This is a genomic window from Brevibacterium sp. OS20, assembly GCF_056837565.1.
In genome coordinates this window covers 2538852-2558792 of sequence record NZ_CM166367.1, presented here as the reverse complement: position 1 = coordinate 2558792, position 19941 = coordinate 2538852, and the positions used below count along the sequence as shown (strand labels likewise).

Genomic DNA, 19941 nt, shown 5'->3' with positions numbered 1-19941 from the left:
CGCCGAGGCGGCCCTGCCCAACCGTGCACTGCACCGTTTGGGTGGCCGCCGCGGGGTGTGAGCGGACTCATGGTTAGGGTGACCTCATTCAGACATATGATTGGAGGGAATTCTCAGCCTTCGCTCAAAGGAGTCCCATGAAGCGCATCCGCACGGCAGCACGCCCCGCCCAGGCCATCGCGGCGGTCGCATCGCTGGCACTATTGGCCGGATGCGCAGGATCCGTCGGCGGTGACGGATCGGGTTCGGGTGACTCCGCGGGGGAGGGCTTCGCCTATGACGCCTCGCAGGACGAGATCGATGAGGCTCTGGCCGACCTCGACCCGGTGACGCTGAAATTCCAGCCGTCGGCGATGTCGGAGAAATCAATCCTCGCACCCAATGGTCTGGACGTGAAGAAGGCCATCGAGGAGCGCTCGGGCGGGAAGATCACCGTCGACATCGTGTGGGGTCAGGCGATCGCCAGCTACGCCGACGTCGATGATGCCCTGGCCGATGGTCGCGTCGACCTCGCGTTCACTCTGCCGTCGTACACCCCGGCCGAGTACCCGGCGTTCGACGCGATCGGCACGGCCATGTCGACGCTCCCGTCCTCGCCCGTGGCCAGTGACTTGGCGGCGAACGCGGCCGGTGTGCAGGCGGCGTGGGAGACGCCCGAAGTGCTTGAAGAATTTGAGAAGAAGAACCTCGTCCCGCTCATTCCGATGCTCGCCGCCGGTGGGTATTCGACGATGTGCTCGAAGCCGATGACGTCGCTCGATGACTGGAAGGGCAAGCAGGTGCGTGTCGGTTCGGCCGCCGCTGGCAAGCAGGTGACCGATCTGGGCGCGACTCCGGTGTCGCTGTCGTTCCCGGAGACCTATGAGGCGCTGCAGCGCGGAACTGTCGACTGCGATCTCGGCCAGTTGGCACCGAACGTCGAGGCCGGCACCTTCGAGGTGGCCCCGAACATCGGTGTGGCATCGGACGCGGGCATTGCACGTTCGGCGGGTGCGATTACGGCGGGCAAGAAGTATTCGGAGCTGCCGGTGGCATACCAGCAGGTCATCTTCGACTCGATGTCGACGACGTTCGCCACGATGATGGAGGTCGTCATCGGAGCGAAGGCGCAGGCCGTTGAGCAGGCCAAGGACAACGACGGTTCGGTCAAGCCTTTCGACGATGACGTGCAGAAGCAGATGGCGAAGTACGCGAAGGAACTGTCGGACAAGACCGCTGAAAAGGCTGGCGTCACCGATGCGCCGAAGGCGCTGGACACCGCTGGAACCGAATGGGCAAAGTCAGTGTCTGAGCTTGGCTACGACGACAAGGGTGACTTCGCCTCACTCGACGAGTGGTACCCGGAGGACGCTTCGTACGACAAGCTCGGCGACGAGCTGTTTGAGAAGGTCATGGCCGAGCATCGGCCGGAGTAGTACCGTAGCGGGCTAGGCCCGAACTTAAAAAGGCCCTGTTGAACGGATGGCGAATAGTCCACCGTTCAACAGGGCTTTTGTGTTGTGCGAACAAGGCTGGGATCAGCTGGAATAGCCCGACCACGGATTTACTAATTGCACTCCGTCCAGCGCTTCGAAATGCTTAGTGTTGCGGGTAGCGACAGTCATGTGGTGAGCAACCGCGATCGAAGCAATGAGTGCGTCGTCGAGTGGCGCGTGCTCGGGCACGCGGAATGAGCCCAGTGCACGGGCGGCAGGTAGATCGAAGGGGAGAATGCGTCCCGCAAATCCGGGGAGGAGCATTTCTTCGAACCACATTCGCAAAATCTTGCCTTGCTGTGAATCTGTGCGTTCTTTTGCAGTCACGCCACGTTCAATCTCGGAAATACTCAAGGCTGATACAAACTGGGCTTGAGCGGGCACCGAACTCGACCAGGCTTCGACCTCCGGATTTCGTCCTCGTACTCGCAGAGCTGACACGACGTTCGTGTCAAGAAGGAAGTTCATAGCTCTGCTCTACGTGCCTTCAGGCCAAGGCGCTTCGGCTCGAACTCGACGTGAGCATCGGTGCTCATCGAGATGAGGTCGACAAGTGTCGGCTCCTCGGCCGCAATGCCTACGGCAAGAGCTTCCCTGGCTTCTGCCTCGATGCTTGAGTTATGAGCAGCTGCTCGTCTACGCAATATGGCTTTGGTGCCCTCCGGCAGATTGCGAATGAGAATCTGTTCCACGGCTCCTCCTTTGATATCACTACAATGATATCGCTGTCGGTGCGTGATCGGAAGAGAGCTATTCCGATCCACCGCAAACTCTCAATCGAACCTACTCCCTGATCAACTAGGCTGGTGATCGCGTAGGACAAAGTCGACGGAAGGGCTGACGGGTGACGATCCTCTACACCATCGGACTGGGCGTCCTCAGCGCGCTCATCGTCGGATTCCTCGTCCGACGGATGATGCTCACCGGCACCGGAGCCGCGCGCAACACCATCGTCTCCCTCATCATGGGCCTCTCGATCTGGCCCATAACCCTCCAGGCCTACAAACTCCTCGGCATCTCCGAATCCGACCAATACCCGAACCTGTCGATGAGCTTCCCGGCGATCATGGTCTTCCTGCTGCTCTTCGCCTGGTTCATCGTCATCCAGATGTTCGTCCTGCTGGCGATCGAACTCATCATGCCCTCGGGCACCCTGAGCTCACTCATCCGCAACGCACCGAAGATCCCCACCTGGTACCGCCGCGTCAACCGCCTGGCCCAGATCCAGTCGATCCTCATCAAATTCGGCCTCTCCCGCTACCTCCGACCGCGAATTCCCACCCTGCGCGTCTCTCTCCGAGAGATCGCAGCCACCACCCGTGACGCCCTGGCCGCTTCGGGGGTCACGTTCATCAAACTCGGCCAGTTCATCGCCACCCGCGGTGACATGATCCCGCACGAATTCGTCGAGGAGTTCTCAACCCTCCAAGCCGGGGTCAAGCCCGTTCCCTTCGCCGAAGTGAAGGACCAGCTTGAAGCCCGATGGGGCCGACCCGTCGCCGAGGTGTTCGCCGAGTTCGATGAGAAACCGTTCGCCGGTGCCTCCGTCGCTCAGGTCCACCGAGCCGTGACCTGGGAAGGCCGCGTGGTCGCGGTCAAGGTGCAACGGCCGAAGATCCGCAAACAGGTCCGCGCCGACTGCGATATCGTCCTCACCCTGGCCGACCGCCTCGATCGCACCACCGACTGGGCGAAGAAGATCGGCATCTCGAAACTCGCCCGCAGCTTCGTCGATTCACTGCAGGGCGAGCTCGACTACCGCGGCGAGCTCGCCCACATCGAAGCCCTCCGCCTCGCCGACGAGACCGGGCGTTCGACGACGCAGACCGATTCTGTTGTCCATATCCCGCACGTGTATAAGGAGCTCTCCGGCGAGTTCGTCATCGTCATGGACCTTGTTGAGGGTTCCCCTCTGTCCCACGGCGCCGAGGTGGTCGACCACCTCTCCGAGATCGCGCGCAGAGAGATCGCCCAGGACCTCTTCCTCATGGTCGTCCGACAGGTGCTCGGGAAGGGCATCTTCCACGCCGACCTCCACCCTGGAAACATCGTCGTCTCAAGCGCGGGCCGTGCCGGCCTCGTCGACTTCGGTGCCGTCGGGCGCATCGACAAACGCGACCGCCGAGCGATCGCTTTGCTGCTCATGGCCTTCGACTCGCAGAACTCGCAGGCCGCGACCGCGGCCATCCTCGAGTTGCTCGGCACGCCGAGCGAGGTGAACCTGCGGGAGTTACAGCGTGAGATCGGGCAGATCATGCTCAAGTACGGCGACGGGGCACCGGGCTCAACCTCGGCGGCGCTGTTCGGCGAGCTCATTGACTTCGTCGTCGACTTCGGTTTCCGGATGCCGGCCTCGGTAGCAACAGCATTCCGTGCTATCAGTACCCTCGAGGGATCGGTTACTCGTCTGGTGCCGGAACTCAACCTGCTGGCCCTAGTCACGCAGAACGGGAAGATGCTGCTGCGTGAGGTCGGGGGACTGGGAGTCGACCGACACGAGATGACGCTCTACGCGGCGGCGACTGCACCGCAGATCGCTGAGCTGCCAGGCCAGATCTCTCGCATCGCCGGTCATCTGCAAGACGGTACTCTCGACGTCGGCACGAGTGGGCTGAACATTGCGACCATCAAGAACCTGCTGGTCTCGACCGTCGAGCAGTTCATCCAGGTGATCGTCTCGACCGCGCTCATCCTCGGTGGAGTGATCCTCATGGCCGCGGACTTCGGGCCGGCGCTGGCTCCTGAGCTCAAACTCTTCACGTACTTCGGCGCGTGGATGCTACTGGCTGGTAGTGTGATTGCGGCGTTGGTTCTTGCTCCAGCGCTCAGGCAGCGGATGACGTGGGAAGGGCTGGGGTAGGTCAAGTGACGGAGCCAGTGGAGACGACGCGAATCAGCGATACCGCACTCATCTTCGAAGGCGGTGGCATGCGAGCGTCGCTCACCAGTGCGATGGCGGTCGTCTTGCTCAATGAACGGCTGTCGTTTGACTGGGTCGCTGGAATCAGTGCCGGAGCATCCACCGCAGTGAACTACTTGTCAGGCGACAAGTGGCGCGCCCGCCGGTCCTTCGTCGAGTTCGCCAAAGAAGAAGAATTCGGCGGGTGGCGGTACTTCGCCCGTGGCAAGGGAATGTTCCACGGCGAGTACATCTACCAACGAGCGGGCGCTCCCGATGAGGCTCTGCCGTTCGACTGGGACACCTACGAGGCAAGCACTGGTGACATGCGGATCATCGCGTTCGACGCCGAGACCGGCGAAGAGGCGGTGTGGTCGAAGAAGGACACCCCGAACATCGACGATTTGATGATCCGTGTGCAGGCGTCATCGACGATGCCGATTGTCATGCCGCCTGTGCACCTTGATGGGCACGTCTACGTCGACGGTGCGATGGGGGAGGACGGCGGAATCGCGTTGAGTCAGGCTCAGCGCGAGGGCTTCGAGAAGTTCGTCATCGTGCTGACCCAGGAGCGCTCATACAGTAAAATTCCGCAGCGATTCCCAGCGGTCTACCGGGGAATATTCCGCAGGTATCCGGCTTTGGCCGACGCACTGCTGACCCGTTGGAAGCGGTACAACGAAACCCGCGAACGTATCTTTGCCCTCGAGGAGGAAGGCAAAGCGCACGTATTCGCTCCCGACCGCATGCCCGTCGAGAACAGCACCCGCGATCTTTCGCGGCTTGCGGCAGCTCATCGTATGGGTCTGTCACAAGCTAGGAGAGAGTTGCCAGCGATGCTCGAATTCTTAAATGCGTAGTTAACGGGCTCGCCCTAAAGTATCCTGACGATCGAATAGCTATCGATAACACACTGCGAGGGCATCAGATGAAAGCTGTTGATACCAACCTTCTCGAACTACTCAAAAAGTCCGAGAGCTTTGTCGTACCGATCTACCAGCGTGTCTATTCATGGGATGAGAATGAATGTGAACAGCTCTGGTCGGATATCGTCCGGGCAGGTTCCAGATCGCAGTTGGTCAATCATTTTACCGGTTCCATCGTCTACATCGAGCGGGACGAAGGTACTGCCACATCGCGCGAACCGAATCTCATCATCGATGGACAGCAACGCGTAACTACAGTGACACTGCTCTTGGCCGCCCTCGCGTCCTATCTTGACGAACTGCCTGAAGGCCAAAGGGAACCCCGAACAGGATTCTCGCCAGCAAAGATTCGCGGACTGTACCTCACGAACCAGTACAACTCCGGCGATGAGTACTTCAAGCTCATCCTTACCCAAAGAGACAGGGATGCGCTGAAGTCGGTGATCCAGAACTCTGTACTGCCGGAATCGGACTCCCGTGTCATTTCCAACTTCCGCTATTTTCTGGAGAAGCTTCGAACGTCAGACGCGTCACTCGCCGACGTATGCAGTGGGCTCGACAAGTTAGTTGTCGTTGATGTTTCGCTGACACGTGGACGAGACGATCCGCAGCTTGTATTCGAGTCAATGAACGCGACAGGAAAGAAGCTATCTCAAGCGGACTTGATTCGGAACTTCGTGCTCATGGATCTCGAGCCGGCCAGTCAGACACGGCTCTACGAGCAATACTGGTACCCGATGGAGCGCTTTTACCAGGGAGACAACGAGAGTCGCTTCGACGAGTTTGTTCGTCATTACCTGACGTTGAAGAGTCCAACGCACTCGATCCCCCGACGCGACCTTATGTACGAAGCTTTCAAGGACTATGCGTTCGAGCTCGAGGCGAAAGGTATCTCAAGAGAAGCGCTCGTCGTAGATTTCAGTAAGTACTCGAGCTACTTCGCGGCCATGGCTCTCGGCCGTGAAAAGGATCGAGAACTCTTGTCCCGCTTCACGGAAATAGATCTGCTTGCCCGGGTGGTCCATCCTTTCCTCCTCCGCGCGTACTCTGATTATTCCGACGGTCGCCTACGACGGAGCGATTTCATAGTTATACTGGACGCTATAATTTCCTATGTGTTCCGCCGTGCTATTTGCTCTATTCCAACCAACAGCCTCAACAAGACTTTTGCCACTTTGGAAAACGTCATTGACGAGTCGGATTACGCCAAGAGCGTCTGTGCACGGCTGCTCACTTTTCCCGACTACCGGCGGTTCCCGACGGACGGTGAGTTCAAGGAAGCCCTTGTCAACGTGGACCTATATAGTCTCAAGCGAAAGATGTACTTCTTTCGGAAGCTTGAGAATGACGGCCGCAAAGAGGAAGTCGCCACCTCAGAGTACACGGTGGAACACATCATGCCTCAGAATCCAAATGAAGCATGGCAGGAAGCATTGGGAAGTGAATGGAAAAATATTCACGAACGATATCTCCACACATTGGGGAACTTAACCCTCACCGGTTATAATCCGGAATACTCCGATCGGCCTTTCTGTGAGAAGCGAGACATAGAAGGCGGATTTCGAGACAGCCCTCTGCGACTCAACGCAGGAATCGGACAACTGGACCGGTGGACTGAGGACGAAATCATCCAGAGAGCGGACTCTTTGGCGGATCGTTCGCTAAAGATCTGGTCGCGTCCCGATGTCAACAGTGAAGAATTGGAGAGCTTCCGACAGCAGTTCGCGGACTCTCGGAATTTCGACTGGTCAGTCGCGCACTCGATTCTCGGAGCCATTCCCAGCGGCTATTGGACCAATTATGACAACCTTGCTGAAGCGGTAGGTACCAGCGCGCAGCCGATGGCAAATCATCTAGCCACCTGCCCCAAGTGCTTTAAGCCGTATCGAGTTCTCACTTTTGACGGTAGGGTCGCGGCGAATTTTCGCTGGAGCGACCCAAGCGATAAGAGAGATCCCGTTGAGCTCCTACGGCTTGACGGCATACAGGTCGTCGATGGACATGCCGATCCCGAACAAAAACTCGGGTCCGAAGAACTGTTGGAACTGTTGGAGGAGGAATGAGAACCATTCTGGTAGATCCAGAATCTGCACCAAAGATGTGTGAGTAGGCAACGCTCGTAGTCGGTGCAGGCAGTCGACGAGTTTTAGGCTTGACGGTGGTCTCCGAACTAGGTAATCAGGTACGTAACGACCTATGTGCCTCGACTTTGCTGTTAACAATTCTTTGTCAGTCTGACCCGCCCGCCGACTATCTAGGTCCGTTCTTTCGCGCATCAGGACAATGTCTAACACGTGCCCAGCGGTGACGGGCACGGGTGGAGAAGGTTGCTAGGCGATCGCCATAAGAATAGACACTGGGACGTCGGTGCATCCTAAATGAGGTCATCGTTATAAGACATCTTCGGAAACCGCCAGTCGTTGAACCTGTCGACGGACAGTTCAAATCAGTTCCCCAAAGGTGTGAAAGTCGACACTCGCGGGCTCATCAAGCTCGACATAAACGCTGACTACGGTGGTGGAGAGCACTACTTCGCGAATGGTAAGAACATGTAATTTCTGTCAGTCGATGAGATTCGGGCCAGCGATTTGGTGGATGCCCTCGGTGCCTTAGATGTTTTGCTGCCGTAGGGCATCACCCGCCCGGAGATCGTTATCCGATGACCCGGGCGCTTGCGAACGACTGTTCAATTATCGTCGGCGAATTGCGGATCGCATTCGGTGAACCTCGTAGCAACTATCGGAACGCGTTTACTTCATCGTGAGCTATTGCACAATTTTGTAGAGTGGCACGTTAGATCGGCTCAACAGTACCGGCGTTAATTGGGCCGATTCGGGCTTGTTGGAAGCATAGAAACTGGAGTTACGAACAGGCCTCCGGTCTTGCGACAGGGGCCCATATACCCCACACGGATACGCGATCCACTCGGTACTCCGCTTACGGGGCCCAATATCGCGTCGTACGGGTTGTCTTGTTTCCGTGACCTGGCTATCCGCTCGAAAGTTCCGACGGCTCTAGTCGCTGGAATCTGACCGGACAGGACTCGAGCGGCTCTTAGCCCCGCTGCTTGAACTTCGCGAACTCGACGGTGTTGAATCCAGCAATCACTCGCACCTGTTCGTCGAATACTTCTCGAGGTTAGCCTCCGACCGGCGAGCTCCAAACCTAGGCGAAGTTGAATCCAGCGAGCGTTGTTTCGTCTAACGACAGCTGGCCGCTGACAGCGGCTCATAGCTTGCCTATAGTGAAGCAGCTGGGTGAGGACTAGGCCGCCGAATCTCGGTCTAGAACTCACGTGCATGAGTGCGAGTTTCCGGTCGGATAAAAGCAACAAGAAAGTCATTGATCTTCCGAGAATGCGCCATGTATACTCGACGTATTCGCAGTGCAACGACGCATACGACGGAGTCTCAATGACCAGAGAATTCCTTACAAGAAGAAGCGTGCTCACCGCAGCGGGAACAGCGGGTATGGGATTTGCCCTTGCCGGTTGCGGCGCAGTCGCCAACTATCCAGACTCGTGGAACGACATCTCCACCGGAAACGGTGAGCCAAATCGAGGCGGAGTCCTCCACTACGGCCTATCAACGGAACCGGTGAACTTTGAGCCGCACGTAAGCTCGGGCGCGGCTTCCGATGTGATTCGGCAGATGCTCTATAACGGACTGCTCCAATACGACCCTGATGGAGAGATCGTTCCGGATCTCGCTCTTGAACATGGCTGGGCAGGGGACACCGCATATCGAGTGAAGATCCGGACGGATGTCCGATTTCACGATGGATCGAAGATGACGGCGAGCGACGTGGTCTTCTCCATGCGTAGGATCATCGATCCTGATACCTCGTCAACTGCCGCACCGTTGTTTCGCTCTGTTGAACGTGTAGATGCATCGAGCTCGGACACGATCGTCTTCACTCTCAGAGAACCTGACAGGGCGTTCCCGTTCGCATTAGCTGACCCCTGCGCCAACGTGATCTCCAAACAATGGATCGAATCGGGCGCTGATCCACTCCTGGAGGTGATGGGGACAGGTCCCTTTACCTTTGTCGAGAGGGTTCCTGGCGTGAGCATCGTCATTGAACGATTCGACGACTACTTCGTCCCCGAGTTGCCTTATCTCAACGCTATCGAGTTCACGCCGATGGAAGACGACTACGCGCGAGTGACTGCACTACGCACCGCGACTGTAGACATGATCGACTACATCCCCTCGACTCACGTCGATGTGATAGAGAACAATTCACAGCTCGAGGTCTATTCGGATAGCGTCTTCGGCTTTGGAGTTCTCGGGTTCGTCACGTCAAGGCCACCGTTCGACGACAAACGAGTGCGGCAGGCAGTCGCATGCAGTATTGATCGTGACGCTGCGCTAGAAACCGCCTTCTTAGGGCACGGTCGACCGATCACCGGTGGCCTTGTTCCTGACGAAGTTGCACCATATGCCTCACAGCTCGAAGGCGCGGTCGAATACGACCCTGAACGTGCTTCACACCTCCTTCGAAAGGCTGGTCGAGATGACCTGGATCTGAGCATCATCACTACAAGCAGCTACTCAGTCATTTCGAGGCCGGCTGAAGCGATGCTGCCATCTCTCCAAGAATCTGTGGTCAACCCTCGGCTGACTCGCCAAGAATGGCTCTCCTTCCAAGAGACGGTGGAAGCGAAGAAGTATCCGAGTTTCGCCTGGGGAACCTCGCTGAAATTCGGGCATCCCGCTGCATTGAGCGAGGTTGTAGCTTCAGGCAGCCGGTGGGCGAAGTTCATGGACTTCAATGACAAGCGCACCGACGACCTCCTTGCGGAAGCAAGGCGTTCCAAAAACACGAGCCTCTCCAATGAACTCTTCATGGAGGTCGAGAAACGAGTGCTCGATGAGATGCCTTTGACGTATACGCTCCGTCGGATCCAGGGCGAAGCTTCCCACAAATACGTGCGTGGCTTCTCTCATCCGCCCAAGGGGGCATGGACCCAGGTCAGCTTGCGTGGAGTTTGGCTGGAGGAAGAGCGATGACCAATTTCGTAGTCAGAAGGATCGGGCTCGCCGTAATCCAGCTCGTGATCGTCGCGACGATCGTGTTCCTGCTCATTCGACTGATTCCGGGTGACGCGGCTCGGGCTGTGCTCGGTGAGAACGCCACAGATGATCAAGTAGCGGCCATGCGGTCGACCATGGGCCTGGATGAAGCGTTCCCTATTCAGTTCCTCAACTACTGGAAGAATCTTCTGACAGGTGACTTAGGAGTGTCACTGATCAGCGGTCGGCCCGTTGCCCCAGACCTGATCGTTCGATTCGGCAACTCACTTGAAATCATTGTCCTCGCGATTCTTGTTTCCATCATTGTCGGAGTGGTTCTCGGCCGGATTGCGGCCATTCGCAATGACCGTGCACTAGATCACATCATCACCGGCGGATCGGTTCTCGGAATATCGCTGCCGGTATTCGTCACCGGTACGTTGTTGCTGCTTGTGTTCTCGGTGTGGCTGCCGATTCTGCCCCCTCAGAGATATGTGGGCTTTTTCGCGGACCCAGTTGGTCACCTCCAGCTCATCATCCTTCCTGTCGTTGCGCTCGCAGCGACGTCGACGGCGGTGATTATGCGCATGACTCGATCGGCGATGCTAGAGACCCTTAGCGCGGACTTTGTACGCACAGTCAGAGCGAAAGGCGTGATCGAACGAAAAGTCATCACCAATCACGCCTTGAGAAATGCGCTGGTGCCTGTCGTGTCGATCACCAGCGTCGAGTTGGCAACGCTTATCGGGTCGACGGTTCTCATCGAAACCATATTTGGTTGGCCAGGGATGAGCTCCATGCTCATGCAGGCGGTGACCGACCGCGACTATCCGGTCATACAAGCTGTCGTACTCAGCGCATCGGTCTTCGTCATCGTGGTCAACCTGGTCGCTGACATTGTCATTCGTCTTCTCGATCCGAGAACGGAGAGCTTCTGAAATGGCCGATAATCTCGCCCTCGCCTCAACAGAGTTTGTGGAGAAGACCGGCCCGGTCTCCCGCGGAATCGTCCGCCGGCTCATTAAGAACCCCCGCACATGCATCAGCGGAGTCTTCTTCATCCTCGTCGTGCTCGTCGTTCTCCTCGGGCCTTTGATCTATCCGATCACCTATCGGGAGCAGGTCGGCATTCCTCTGTCTCAGGACGGCCTGCTCGGCACTGACGACTTCGGACGAGACGTTCTCGCGCGGTTGATTATCGCAACGCGCACATCAATGCTTGTCGCCGTCGGAGCGGTCGTCATCGCCCTGGTGGCGGGGGTCGGACTGGGTCTGGTGGCAGGATTCCTCGGTGGATGGACGTCGACGATCATTATGAGAGGGTCGGACATTCTTCTCAGCTTTCCGGCCGTCATCTTGGCGATCGCAGCTGTCGCCATCCTCGGTCCGGATCTCATCAACGTTGTCATCGTCATCGGCGTTCTCTATGTTCCCCGATTCACTCGGGTCGTCTATGCGCAATCCGTAGCGATCAGATCCGCGCAGTACGTCGACGCGGAACGCGTCAACGGCACGACGACTGCAAGCATCATCACCCGGACGATCCTGCCGAACGTGATGTCAACCGTGATTGTCCAAGCGAGTTTGAGCCTCAGCTTCGCAATTCAGGTCGAAGCGGGACTGAGCTTCCTTGGATTGGGGGCTCAACCGCCTCTCGCTTCCTTGGGCACGATGATTGCTTCTGGCCGAGACTTCCTCGAAGTACAGCCCACGATGCTGATCTATCCATCATTGCTGCTCATCGCAATCGTCCTCGCAGTCAATGTTCTTGGTGACGGGCTCAGGGACGTTCTCGATCCTCGGCGCGCTTTCGCTCGCTGACCTTCAAGACTCACTCACGATAACCAATTGAAAGGAACTCATATGATTGACAACTCCAAGAGCTTGGGCCGCTTGAGCTGGACCGAGGTCGCAGAAGCTGCAGATCGCAATCCAGTCGTACTAGTACCGATTGGAGCCATCGAACAGCATGGGCCGCATCTTCCGGTGCACGAAGACTCCATAGTTGCAGAATGGGCCGCCTACAAGATTGCGGAGCTCACTGATGGTCAAGTCGACACCTTAGTGGCGCCGGCCTTGCATTACGGCCATTCACCGACGTTTCGCGGGTTCGCGGGAAATCTTTCCCTTAGCGCCGAGACGCTGAAAGCGGTAGTCCGAGACATCATCGAATCGCTTGTGCAGTCGGGTTTCAAACGAATCGTTCTCGTCGATAACAACGGTGGAAACGTCGGCCCAGTTTCGGGGGCGGCAGTTGATTGTCGGAGGGACCTTGGTGTACTCATCGGTCACGTCTACCCATGGCAATTGGGCTACGGCTTGATGCGAGACGTCTACGACGATGCAGCTGCGGTCTATGGGCACGGTGCTGAGCCTGAGCTGTCCGCGATGCTTGCGATATTCCCCGAGCAGGTCGACATGTCGAAGGCGGAATCCGGCGGTTTGAACAGCGAGTCGGGTTGGACACCGTTGAGCTATGCCGACGCGAAGATCGGAGACTATACCGTACCGGGCACTGTCTACTGGGACTTCTCTGAAGTCAGTAAGAACGGAGTCACCGGAGATGTCAGCGTTGCCGACAAGGCTACCGGAGCTGAATGGATTCGCAGAGTGATGGGCTTCTGTGCCGAGTACGTCCGGGAATATGACCGTAATACGGCGACGAACTGAAGGAGATATGACATGAAGGTCGCAATTTCACAATTTGCAGCCAGTCCCACGATTGCTGAGAACACCGCGCATATTGTCGCCGATGCTCACCGCGCAGCGGCCGAAGGAGCGACGCTCATGGTCTGCCCCGAGGCGGCGATGATCCGGCTTCCAGACAAACACGAATCATTGGTTGGACGAGTCGAAGATCCAGACGGAAGTTTCGGAAGCGCGCTGGCGAAAGCGTCATCGGAGACCAGAGTGACAATCGTCGCTGGTGCGTTTACTCCAGGAGATGAGACGAAGGTGAAGAACACACTCTTCGTAGCGTCCGGGGGTGAAATCGTCGCCACCTACGACAAGATCCATCTTTATGACGCCTTCTCCGACAGGGAGTCGGACAAGGTGATCGCCGGCCCTGCCGAACCGGTCACTATCGATGTCGACGGTGTGCGGATCGGATTGGCAACCTGCTATGACCTGCGATTTCCTGAGATTTTCCGAGTTCTGGCAGATAAGGGAAGTCTACTGGTGACGGTTCCCACTGCATGGGTGAAAGGTGCTCTCAAAGAAGAACATTGGCTGACCCTGCTGAGAGCGAGAGCCATTGAGAACAGCTTCTTCATCGTCGGAAGTGGGGAATCCGGAGAACGATCGATTGGTCGTTCCGCCGCTTTCGACCCCATGGGCCTGCAATTGACGGACCTGGGTACGGGGAACTCGTTCGGGACGGTGGACATCGATATCGATCTCGTCTCCCGCACTCGGTCGCTCAATCCTGGGTTGTACAATCGCAGGTTCGAAGTGATTCCACGGAGACAACATGCCTGAGGAAAACGATCGTCTGGAACGTGAAACTCTGCTGAAGGTGGACGACCTCTCGGTCAGCTTCGAAATGTCGGGTAAGGGGGCGGCTGCAGTCGATAACGTGTCTTATACCGTTAATCGCGGTGAGGTACTCGCAATTGTCGGCGAATCTGGTTCCGGCAAGTCCGTGTCGTCGATGGCTATTCTCGGTCTGCTTCCTCCCAATGCTCGGGTGCACGGCAGGATAGAATTCAACGGGCTGAATCTTCTCGAACTCAGTTCCGACCAACTGCGACAATTGCGGGGCCAGAAGATCGCGATGATCTTTCAGGAACCGATGACCGCGCTGGACCCGGTGTACACGATCGGCGAACAGATCGTCGAGGCTATTCGCGCTCACAGTCGAATGAGTAAGAACGACGCGCAACGCCGAGCGCTCGAACTTCTTCATCTGGTGCAGCTTCCCGAACCCGAACGTCGGATCCACCACTATCCTCACCAATTATCCGGTGGTCAGCTGCAACGAATAGTCATTGCTATGGCAGTCAGTTGCGATCCGGATCTACTCATCGCGGACGAGCCGACAACTGCGCTTGATGTCACTGTGCAGGCCGAAATCCTTGAACTGCTCCGAGATCTCGGCGCAAGGTTGAACGCATCGGTCCTGTTTATTACCCACGATATGGGTGTGGTCGCCGACCTCGCGGATCGCGTCATTGTCATGCGCGACGGACGAATTGTGGAGGAGGCGTTGGTGGGGGACCTCTTTGGCGCTCCGAAGGCGGAATACACTCAGAACCTCCTCAACTCAGTACCTCACCTAGGTAAGACTCAACACAAGGCCTCTGCAGACCTGAGCAGCTCCGCAGAGGCTTCCCCTGAATCGAGTGTGTTGCGTTTCAACAAGGTCGAGATCACTTACCCTGGCAGGGCAGGAGCCGAAGACTTCAAAGCTGTCGAGGATGTCTCGATCGATGTGAAGCAAGGTGAAGTCGTCGGATTGGTCGGTGAATCAGGCTCCGGAAAGTCCACACTCGGCCGTTGTGCCATGGGGTTGCTGGAGCCAAGTTCCGGGAGCGTGTCGGTGTGCGGAACTGATATCACCTCATTATCTTCACGGAAGCTCAGACCAAAACGACGTGAGTTCAGCATGGTCTTCCAAGATCCTGCTTCGTCGCTGAACCCGAGACAGACTCTTGGAGAAATCGTCGCGAAACCGTTGAAGTTGCACAAGCAAATGAGTTCAGTGGAGGTTCGTCGACGGGTGGAGGAAATGTTTGAAAGAGTCCGGGTTCCCAGCTCATGGGTGGAACGGTACCCACACGAACTGTCGGGCGGGCAACGCCAACGCATCGGCATCGCCCGGGCTCTCATCCTTTCGCCGCGTCTGCTCATTGCGGACGAGCCGACTTCAGCACTCGATGTTTCGGTACAGGCGACGGTTCTCGATCTCTTCAAAGAACTGCAGAATGAACTCGGGTTCTCGTGTTTGTTCATCACTCATGATCTTGGCGTGGTGGAAGAACTCGCCGACCGCATCGCGGTACTCAGAGCCGGTCGTCTGGTTGAATTCGGAAGCGCGTCAGATGTCCTTAACCGTTCCGAGCACGAGTACACCCGTCGACTCGTGCTGTCTGCGCCGGTACCGGACCCTGCAGCGCAGAAGAAGAGGAGGCAAGCGTTTGCTGAGGTGAACTCGCGATAACAGCGAGTTCAATCTAGGGCTTAGAATCTATCAAGACTAGCCGCGAGATGACGGGAATGAAGGGAGAACCTGGTGGAGGCAAAGAGGCCGCTGGCGCGTTCGCTTGCATTCGACTGGGTTCGAAATGCCATCGTTTCGGGTGTGTACCACGGTCATGATTACATCGAGGAATCGACAGTATGCGAAGCTGTCGGTGTTTCTCGGACTCCAGTGCGAGAGGCTTTCAATCAACTCGCGGCAGAGAAGTACATCACTCTTACCCCTCGCCATGGAGCACAGGTCAGAGGCATCGGGGCCCAAGAGCTTCTCGAGGTCTATGAAGTGCGCCGACTGATCGAGGGGCGAAGTATTGAATTACTTTGCGAGACTAAGATTTCGGTGACTGACGAGGCCCTATCCGCGTTGGAAGACCGGTTGCGAACTACTGCTGCCCAACATGAGTCGCCTCTCGACCCAGAACTGCGAGTAGCTGCTTCTCAGACAGATTGGATGTTCCACTATTCAATCGTCAGCGCTGCAGGAAACTCGGTTCTGTCTGAGACTTATGAGTTCCTCAGATCGAGGCAGCAACGAGTGAGTATCGAGACCGGGATGCGATTTCCAGACCTCATAAGGAAGTACGACGAGCACCACGTCGCAATGATAGATGCGTGGCGCAGTTTCGACGAAGGTGAGTTCAAACGGATTCTCTCTGAACATCTTCGACCGGCTGAGCGTATCCTCGCCTCGTTGGATGAAGGCTGATCGACCAAGTTCGAGAGCAGGGTGTGGAACGCGCATTACAGCTGGGACTCTGTTTAACGATTATCTAGCCCTGCCGATACCCCAACTTCACCGAAATCTCCCGCGCAGCCGACTTCATCACCGGCACCAGCGCCTGCATTCGGTCCTTCGGCATGAACGGACGCGTCGCCGACAGCGAAATGCCGGCGACGATCTCCCCGCTGCCGTCCCGAACCGGAGCAGCCACACACCGGATCCCCGGCTCATTCTCCTCGAGATCGAGTGAGGCTCCGTCGCGGGTGTAGCCCTGCATCCGCTTGACGAATGCATCCACCGCAGCGGAGTCCGCACCAGGGTTCTCTGCAACGAACAAACGCTCCCACCGGTCATCCTGCCCAAGCAGCAGCGCCTTGCCGACACCGGTGCGTGTCATCGGCATCCTATGGCCGATGCGTGAGCGCATCTCGGCCCCACGGGTACCTGGGATCTTATGGAGATAGAGCACCGACTCACCATCCTCGACCGAGAGATGGATCGTGTCCTGAGTCCGTTCAGCCAACGCCTCTAGGCTCTCCCTGGCTACGACCGGCAGCGGATCCTGATTGAGCGCGGTGAAACCATACTCGATCAGCGTCGGCCCGAGCCGAAACTCTCCCGGCGACCCATGCCGCAGATACCCCATCTGCACCAACAGCTGGATCATCCTGTGTGCACTTGACCGACCGATACCCGTCGAATCAACGATCGACTTCAGCGTCGTCGAGCCATGAGCCACGGCGCTGACGATCTGCAGCCCTCTGGCCAGGGTCTGAGTGCCCTGCGGAATGGCTTCGCCGATAACAGTTCCAGAATCCTCGATCATCACCCCAGTATGTCACCCTTCCCACATATAGGGACACCGGTGGCGCATGATGGAACACGTGCCCATAGTGGCTCTTATGGCAAATCTGGCACCACCCGAGGCCCCGCAGATGATCGGCCTCGACTGGGGAACGAGCTCGCTGAGAGCCTTCCTCATCGGCAGCGACGGACAAGTCCTCGCAGAACGCAACGGTTCCGACGGCATCATGGCCGTCAGTTCCGACACCACAGATCTCCGAGGCGACTTCTCCCGAATCGCTGAAACCGCGGTTGGCGACTGGCTGACCACCTACGGCCCCCTGCCGATGCTCGCCTGCGGAATGATCGGCTCAACCCAAGGCGTCGCCGAGGCAGGCTACCTCGACCTGCCCGCCGACCTCAGCGACATGGGCGGGCAACTGACAACGGTCGAACTGACGACCGGTGACCTCCACATCGTGCCCGGCCTGCAGAAGACTCCGACCAAGGCGACTGCTCCCGATGTGATCCGCGGGGAAGAGACGCAACTGCTCGGCCTCCTCGACACAGAACAGACCGAACCCAGCACGGTGATCCTCCCTGGTACCCATACCAAATGGGTGAGCTGCCACCGACAACGAGTTACCGACTTCACCACCTCGATGAGCGGAGAGCTCTTCGGCCTGCTCAGCACTTCATCAATCCTCAGCCGCCTCGCCGAACCCACCGCTGGCTTCCACTCCGAGGCCTTCGACTGGGGACTGAACGTCGGAGGCGACAACCCCGCCGCATTGACGTCCTCAATCTTCTCCGCCCGAACCTGGGCTCTCGACGGGCGTCTGCGTGCCGAAGAAGTCAACGACTACCTCTCGGGAATGCTCATCGGCGCCGAGGTAGCCCACCAGCTCACCGTGGTTGCCGAGGCGAGCGCCCCCGTCATCGTCTGCGGGACCACAGATCTGACAAAGCGCTACACCCGCGCACTGCACCGAGCGGGCCGAGAGACGATCAACGCGAATCCGCGCGCTGCTGCCACAGGTCTTTTTCGCATCGCCGAACAATCCGGCCTCGTACCGACCAAGGAGCACACTCATGCCTGAAACTGTCCCCTCCGGCCTCATCGCCATCCTCCGCGGTGTCCGCCCCGACGAAGTCCTCGACATCGCCGAGGGCATCGTCGCCGCCGGGTTCTCCGCCATCGAGGTTCCGCTCAACTCGCCCGACCCCCTCGACTCGATCGCCGCGCTGGTCGAACGGTTCGGCAACGACCTGGAGATCGGTGCCGGCACCGTGCTCACCGCCAATCAGGTCCGCGATTGCGAGCGAGCCGGTGCCCGCATCATCGTCGCCCCCGACACCGACACCGAAGTCATCCAGACCGCGCTCGGGATGGGCCTCACCCCGTACCCGGGAGCAGCGACACCGACCGAAGCGTTCGCTGCCATCAAGGCAGGCGCCACCAAGGTCAAACTCTTCCCCTCCTCGGCGGTGGGGATCAGCGGAATGAAGGCCTGGAGCGAAGTGCTGCCTGCCGGCACCGAACTCTTCCCCGTCGGGGGAGTAGGAGCCGACAACGCAGCTGAATGGCGCAACGCCGGAGCAGCTGGCTTGGGCCTTGGGTCCTCGCTCTATCGCCGAGGCGACCGCCCCGACGACGTCCGCACCCGGGCCCAGGCGATCGCCTCGGCGTGGGCTCGCACCAACTGAGCACCGCTCCATCAACGACAACATCCGAACGAAAGGCCAGACCAATGAAGATCACGTCGATGACGACGTACACAGTGCCGCCTCGGTGGCTGTTCCTCAAGATCGAAACCGATGAAGGGATCGTGGGATGGGGCGAACCCATCATCGAAGGCAAGGCAGCGACTGTCGCCGCCGCCGTTGATGAGCTCTCCGACCTGCTCATCGGCAAGGATCCTGCGAACATCGAGGACCTGTGGACGATCATGTACCGCGGTGGCTTCTACCGTGGCGGGCCGATTCTCATGAGCGCGATCTCCGGCATCGATCAGGCGCTATGGGACATCAAGGGCAAGGCGCTTGGCCAACCTGTGCATCAGCTCCTCGGCGGGAAGGTGCGGGATCGGATCCGCACGTACTCGTGGATCGGCGGAGACCGTCCAGGCGACACCGCGGCAGCCGCACTCGAGACGAAGAACCGCGGCTTCACCGCCGTGAAGATGAACGCCACCGAGGAAATGCAGTTCATCGACTCTTTTACCAAGGTCGACCAGGTCATCGAGAACGTCCAGGCGATCCGGGAGGCCACCGGCGAAGATTTCGGCATCGGTGTCGACTTCCATGGTCGCGTGCACAAGCCGATGGCCAAGGTCCTCATCAAAGAACTCGAACCCTACCGGCTGCTCTTCATCGAAGAACCGGTGCTCTCCGAACACTTCGGCTCACTGCGCGACGTCATGGCGAACACACCGACACCGATCGCGCTGGGGGAGAGACTCTTCTCTCGGTGGGACTTCCGCGAGGTGATCGCCTCCGGTGCCGTCGACATCATCCAGCCGGATGTCTCCCACGCCGGCGGCATCACAGAGACGCGGAAGATTGCGATGATGGCCGAAGCCTACGATGTGGCACTCGCACTGCACTGCCCGCTGGGGCCGATCGCACTCGCCTCCTGCCTGCAGGTCGATGCCGGCAGCTACAACGCCTTCATCCAGGAACAGAGCCTGGGCATCCACTACAACACGAGCAACGATCTGCTCGATTACGTCACCGATTCGTCGGTGTTCGACTACGACGACGGCATGATCACGATCCCGACCGGCCCCGGTTTGGGCATTGAGGTCAACGAGGAGTACGTCATCGAGCGCTCGGCTGAGGGCCACCGGTGGCGCAACCCGATCTGGCGTCACGCCGACGGCTCCTTCGCGGAATGGTGACGGGATGGGATCGGTAGAAGAGA

At 58.3% G+C, this 19941-nt stretch carries 17 protein-coding genes; 14 read left to right on the top strand and 3 right to left on the bottom strand.

Translation table 11 applies throughout. From position 1 onward, the window contains the following. Positions 1-137 precede the first annotated feature (137 nt). A complete protein-coding gene (gene dctP / locus ACVZTU_RS11430; RefSeq protein WP_482400427.1) occupies positions 138-1415 on the top strand; it encodes a TRAP transporter substrate-binding protein DctP in 1278 nt (425 codons plus the stop codon). Positions 1416-1517: 102 nt separating this feature from the next. Here dctP and ACVZTU_RS11425 read toward each other — a convergent pair whose 3' ends face one another. Continuing rightward, positions 1518-1943, bottom strand: coding sequence for a PIN domain-containing protein (locus tag ACVZTU_RS11425; protein ID WP_482400426.1), 426 nt, complete (start codon positions 1941-1943; stop codon positions 1518-1520). Then, a complete protein-coding gene (locus tag ACVZTU_RS11420; RefSeq protein WP_482400425.1) occupies positions 1940-2167 on the bottom strand; it encodes a FitA-like ribbon-helix-helix domain-containing protein in 228 nt (75 codons plus the stop codon). The genes ACVZTU_RS11425 and ACVZTU_RS11420 overlap by 4 nt, the downstream gene beginning before the upstream one ends. A gap of 152 nt (positions 2168-2319) precedes the next feature. Here ACVZTU_RS11420 and ACVZTU_RS11415 point away from each other — a divergent pair, with 152 nt between their 5' ends. The 10 genes from ACVZTU_RS11415 (at position 2320) to ACVZTU_RS11370 (ending at position 16220) form a co-directional block, all read left to right on the top strand. Next, positions 2320-4335 carry an ABC1 kinase family protein gene (locus ACVZTU_RS11415; RefSeq protein ID WP_482400424.1) on the top strand — a complete coding sequence of 672 codons (2016 nt, stop codon included), beginning with the start codon at positions 2320-2322 and terminating at the stop codon, positions 4333-4335. Between the two features lie 17 nt (positions 4336-4352). Next, the gene (locus ACVZTU_RS11410; RefSeq protein WP_482400423.1) at positions 4353-5234 is read left to right on the top strand and encodes a patatin-like phospholipase family protein; all 882 of its coding nucleotides are present in this window, start codon (positions 4353-4355) and stop codon (positions 5232-5234) included. A gap of 68 nt (positions 5235-5302) precedes the next feature. After that, positions 5303-7363 (top strand): DUF262 domain-containing protein, encoded by a 2061-nt coding sequence (locus ACVZTU_RS11405; protein WP_482400422.1) that lies wholly within the window; start codon positions 5303-5305, stop codon positions 7361-7363. 1350 nt (positions 7364-8713) lie between these two features. Continuing rightward, on the top strand, positions 8714-10312 hold the full coding sequence (locus tag ACVZTU_RS11400; protein ID WP_410711314.1) for an ABC transporter substrate-binding protein: 1599 nt from the start codon (positions 8714-8716) through the stop codon (positions 10310-10312). Next, a complete protein-coding gene (locus ACVZTU_RS11395; RefSeq protein ID WP_410711315.1) occupies positions 10309-11253 on the top strand; it encodes an ABC transporter permease in 945 nt (314 codons plus the stop codon). Before ACVZTU_RS11400 ends, ACVZTU_RS11395 begins: the two co-directional genes overlap by 4 nt. A 1-nt stretch (position 11254) precedes the next feature. Beyond that, positions 11255-12136: an ABC transporter permease gene (locus ACVZTU_RS11390; RefSeq protein ID WP_482400421.1), complete on the top strand. Its 882-nt coding sequence runs from the start codon at positions 11255-11257 to the stop codon at positions 12134-12136. A 42-nt stretch (positions 12137-12178) separates the two neighbouring features. Continuing rightward, entirely contained in the window at positions 12179-12985 is an 807-nt protein-coding gene (locus ACVZTU_RS11385) for a creatininase family protein (RefSeq protein ID WP_410711317.1), read from the top strand. 12 nt (positions 12986-12997) lie between these two features. Continuing rightward, positions 12998-13795, top strand: a complete 798-nt coding sequence (locus ACVZTU_RS11380; RefSeq protein ID WP_369864499.1) for a carbon-nitrogen hydrolase family protein — start codon at positions 12998-13000, stop codon at positions 13793-13795. Further along, positions 13788-15476, top strand: coding sequence for an ABC transporter ATP-binding protein (locus tag ACVZTU_RS11375; RefSeq protein ID WP_482400420.1), 1689 nt, complete (start codon positions 13788-13790; stop codon positions 15474-15476). The genes ACVZTU_RS11380 and ACVZTU_RS11375 overlap by 8 nt, the downstream gene beginning before the upstream one ends. Positions 15477-15548: 72 nt before the next feature. Continuing rightward, positions 15549-16220, top strand: a complete 672-nt coding sequence (locus tag ACVZTU_RS11370; protein WP_410711320.1) for a GntR family transcriptional regulator — start codon at positions 15549-15551, stop codon at positions 16218-16220. Between the two features lie 64 nt (positions 16221-16284). Here ACVZTU_RS11370 and ACVZTU_RS11365 read toward each other — a convergent pair whose 3' ends face one another. Then, entirely contained in the window at positions 16285-17061 is a 777-nt protein-coding gene (locus ACVZTU_RS11365; protein WP_482400419.1) for an IclR family transcriptional regulator, read from the bottom strand. 76 nt (positions 17062-17137) lie between these two features. Here ACVZTU_RS11365 and ACVZTU_RS11360 point away from each other — a divergent pair, with 76 nt between their 5' ends. Genes ACVZTU_RS11360 through dgoD form a run of 3 tightly spaced genes read left to right on the top strand, consistent with a single transcriptional unit; the run spans position 17138 to position 19918 of the window. Continuing rightward, positions 17138-18118 carry a 2-dehydro-3-deoxygalactonokinase gene (locus tag ACVZTU_RS11360; RefSeq protein WP_482400418.1) on the top strand — a complete coding sequence of 327 codons (981 nt, stop codon included), beginning with the start codon at positions 17138-17140 and terminating at the stop codon, positions 18116-18118. Beyond that, on the top strand, positions 18111-18725 hold the full coding sequence (locus ACVZTU_RS11355; RefSeq protein WP_482400417.1) for a 2-dehydro-3-deoxy-6-phosphogalactonate aldolase: 615 nt from the start codon (positions 18111-18113) through the stop codon (positions 18723-18725). Before ACVZTU_RS11360 ends, ACVZTU_RS11355 begins: the two co-directional genes overlap by 8 nt. Beyond that, complete coding sequence (dgoD, locus tag ACVZTU_RS11350; RefSeq protein ID WP_482400416.1) at positions 18707-19918, top strand: galactonate dehydratase; 1212 nt, start codon at positions 18707-18709, stop codon at positions 19916-19918. Before ACVZTU_RS11355 ends, dgoD begins: the two co-directional genes overlap by 19 nt. The last annotated feature ends 23 nt before the right edge of the window (positions 19919-19941 follow it).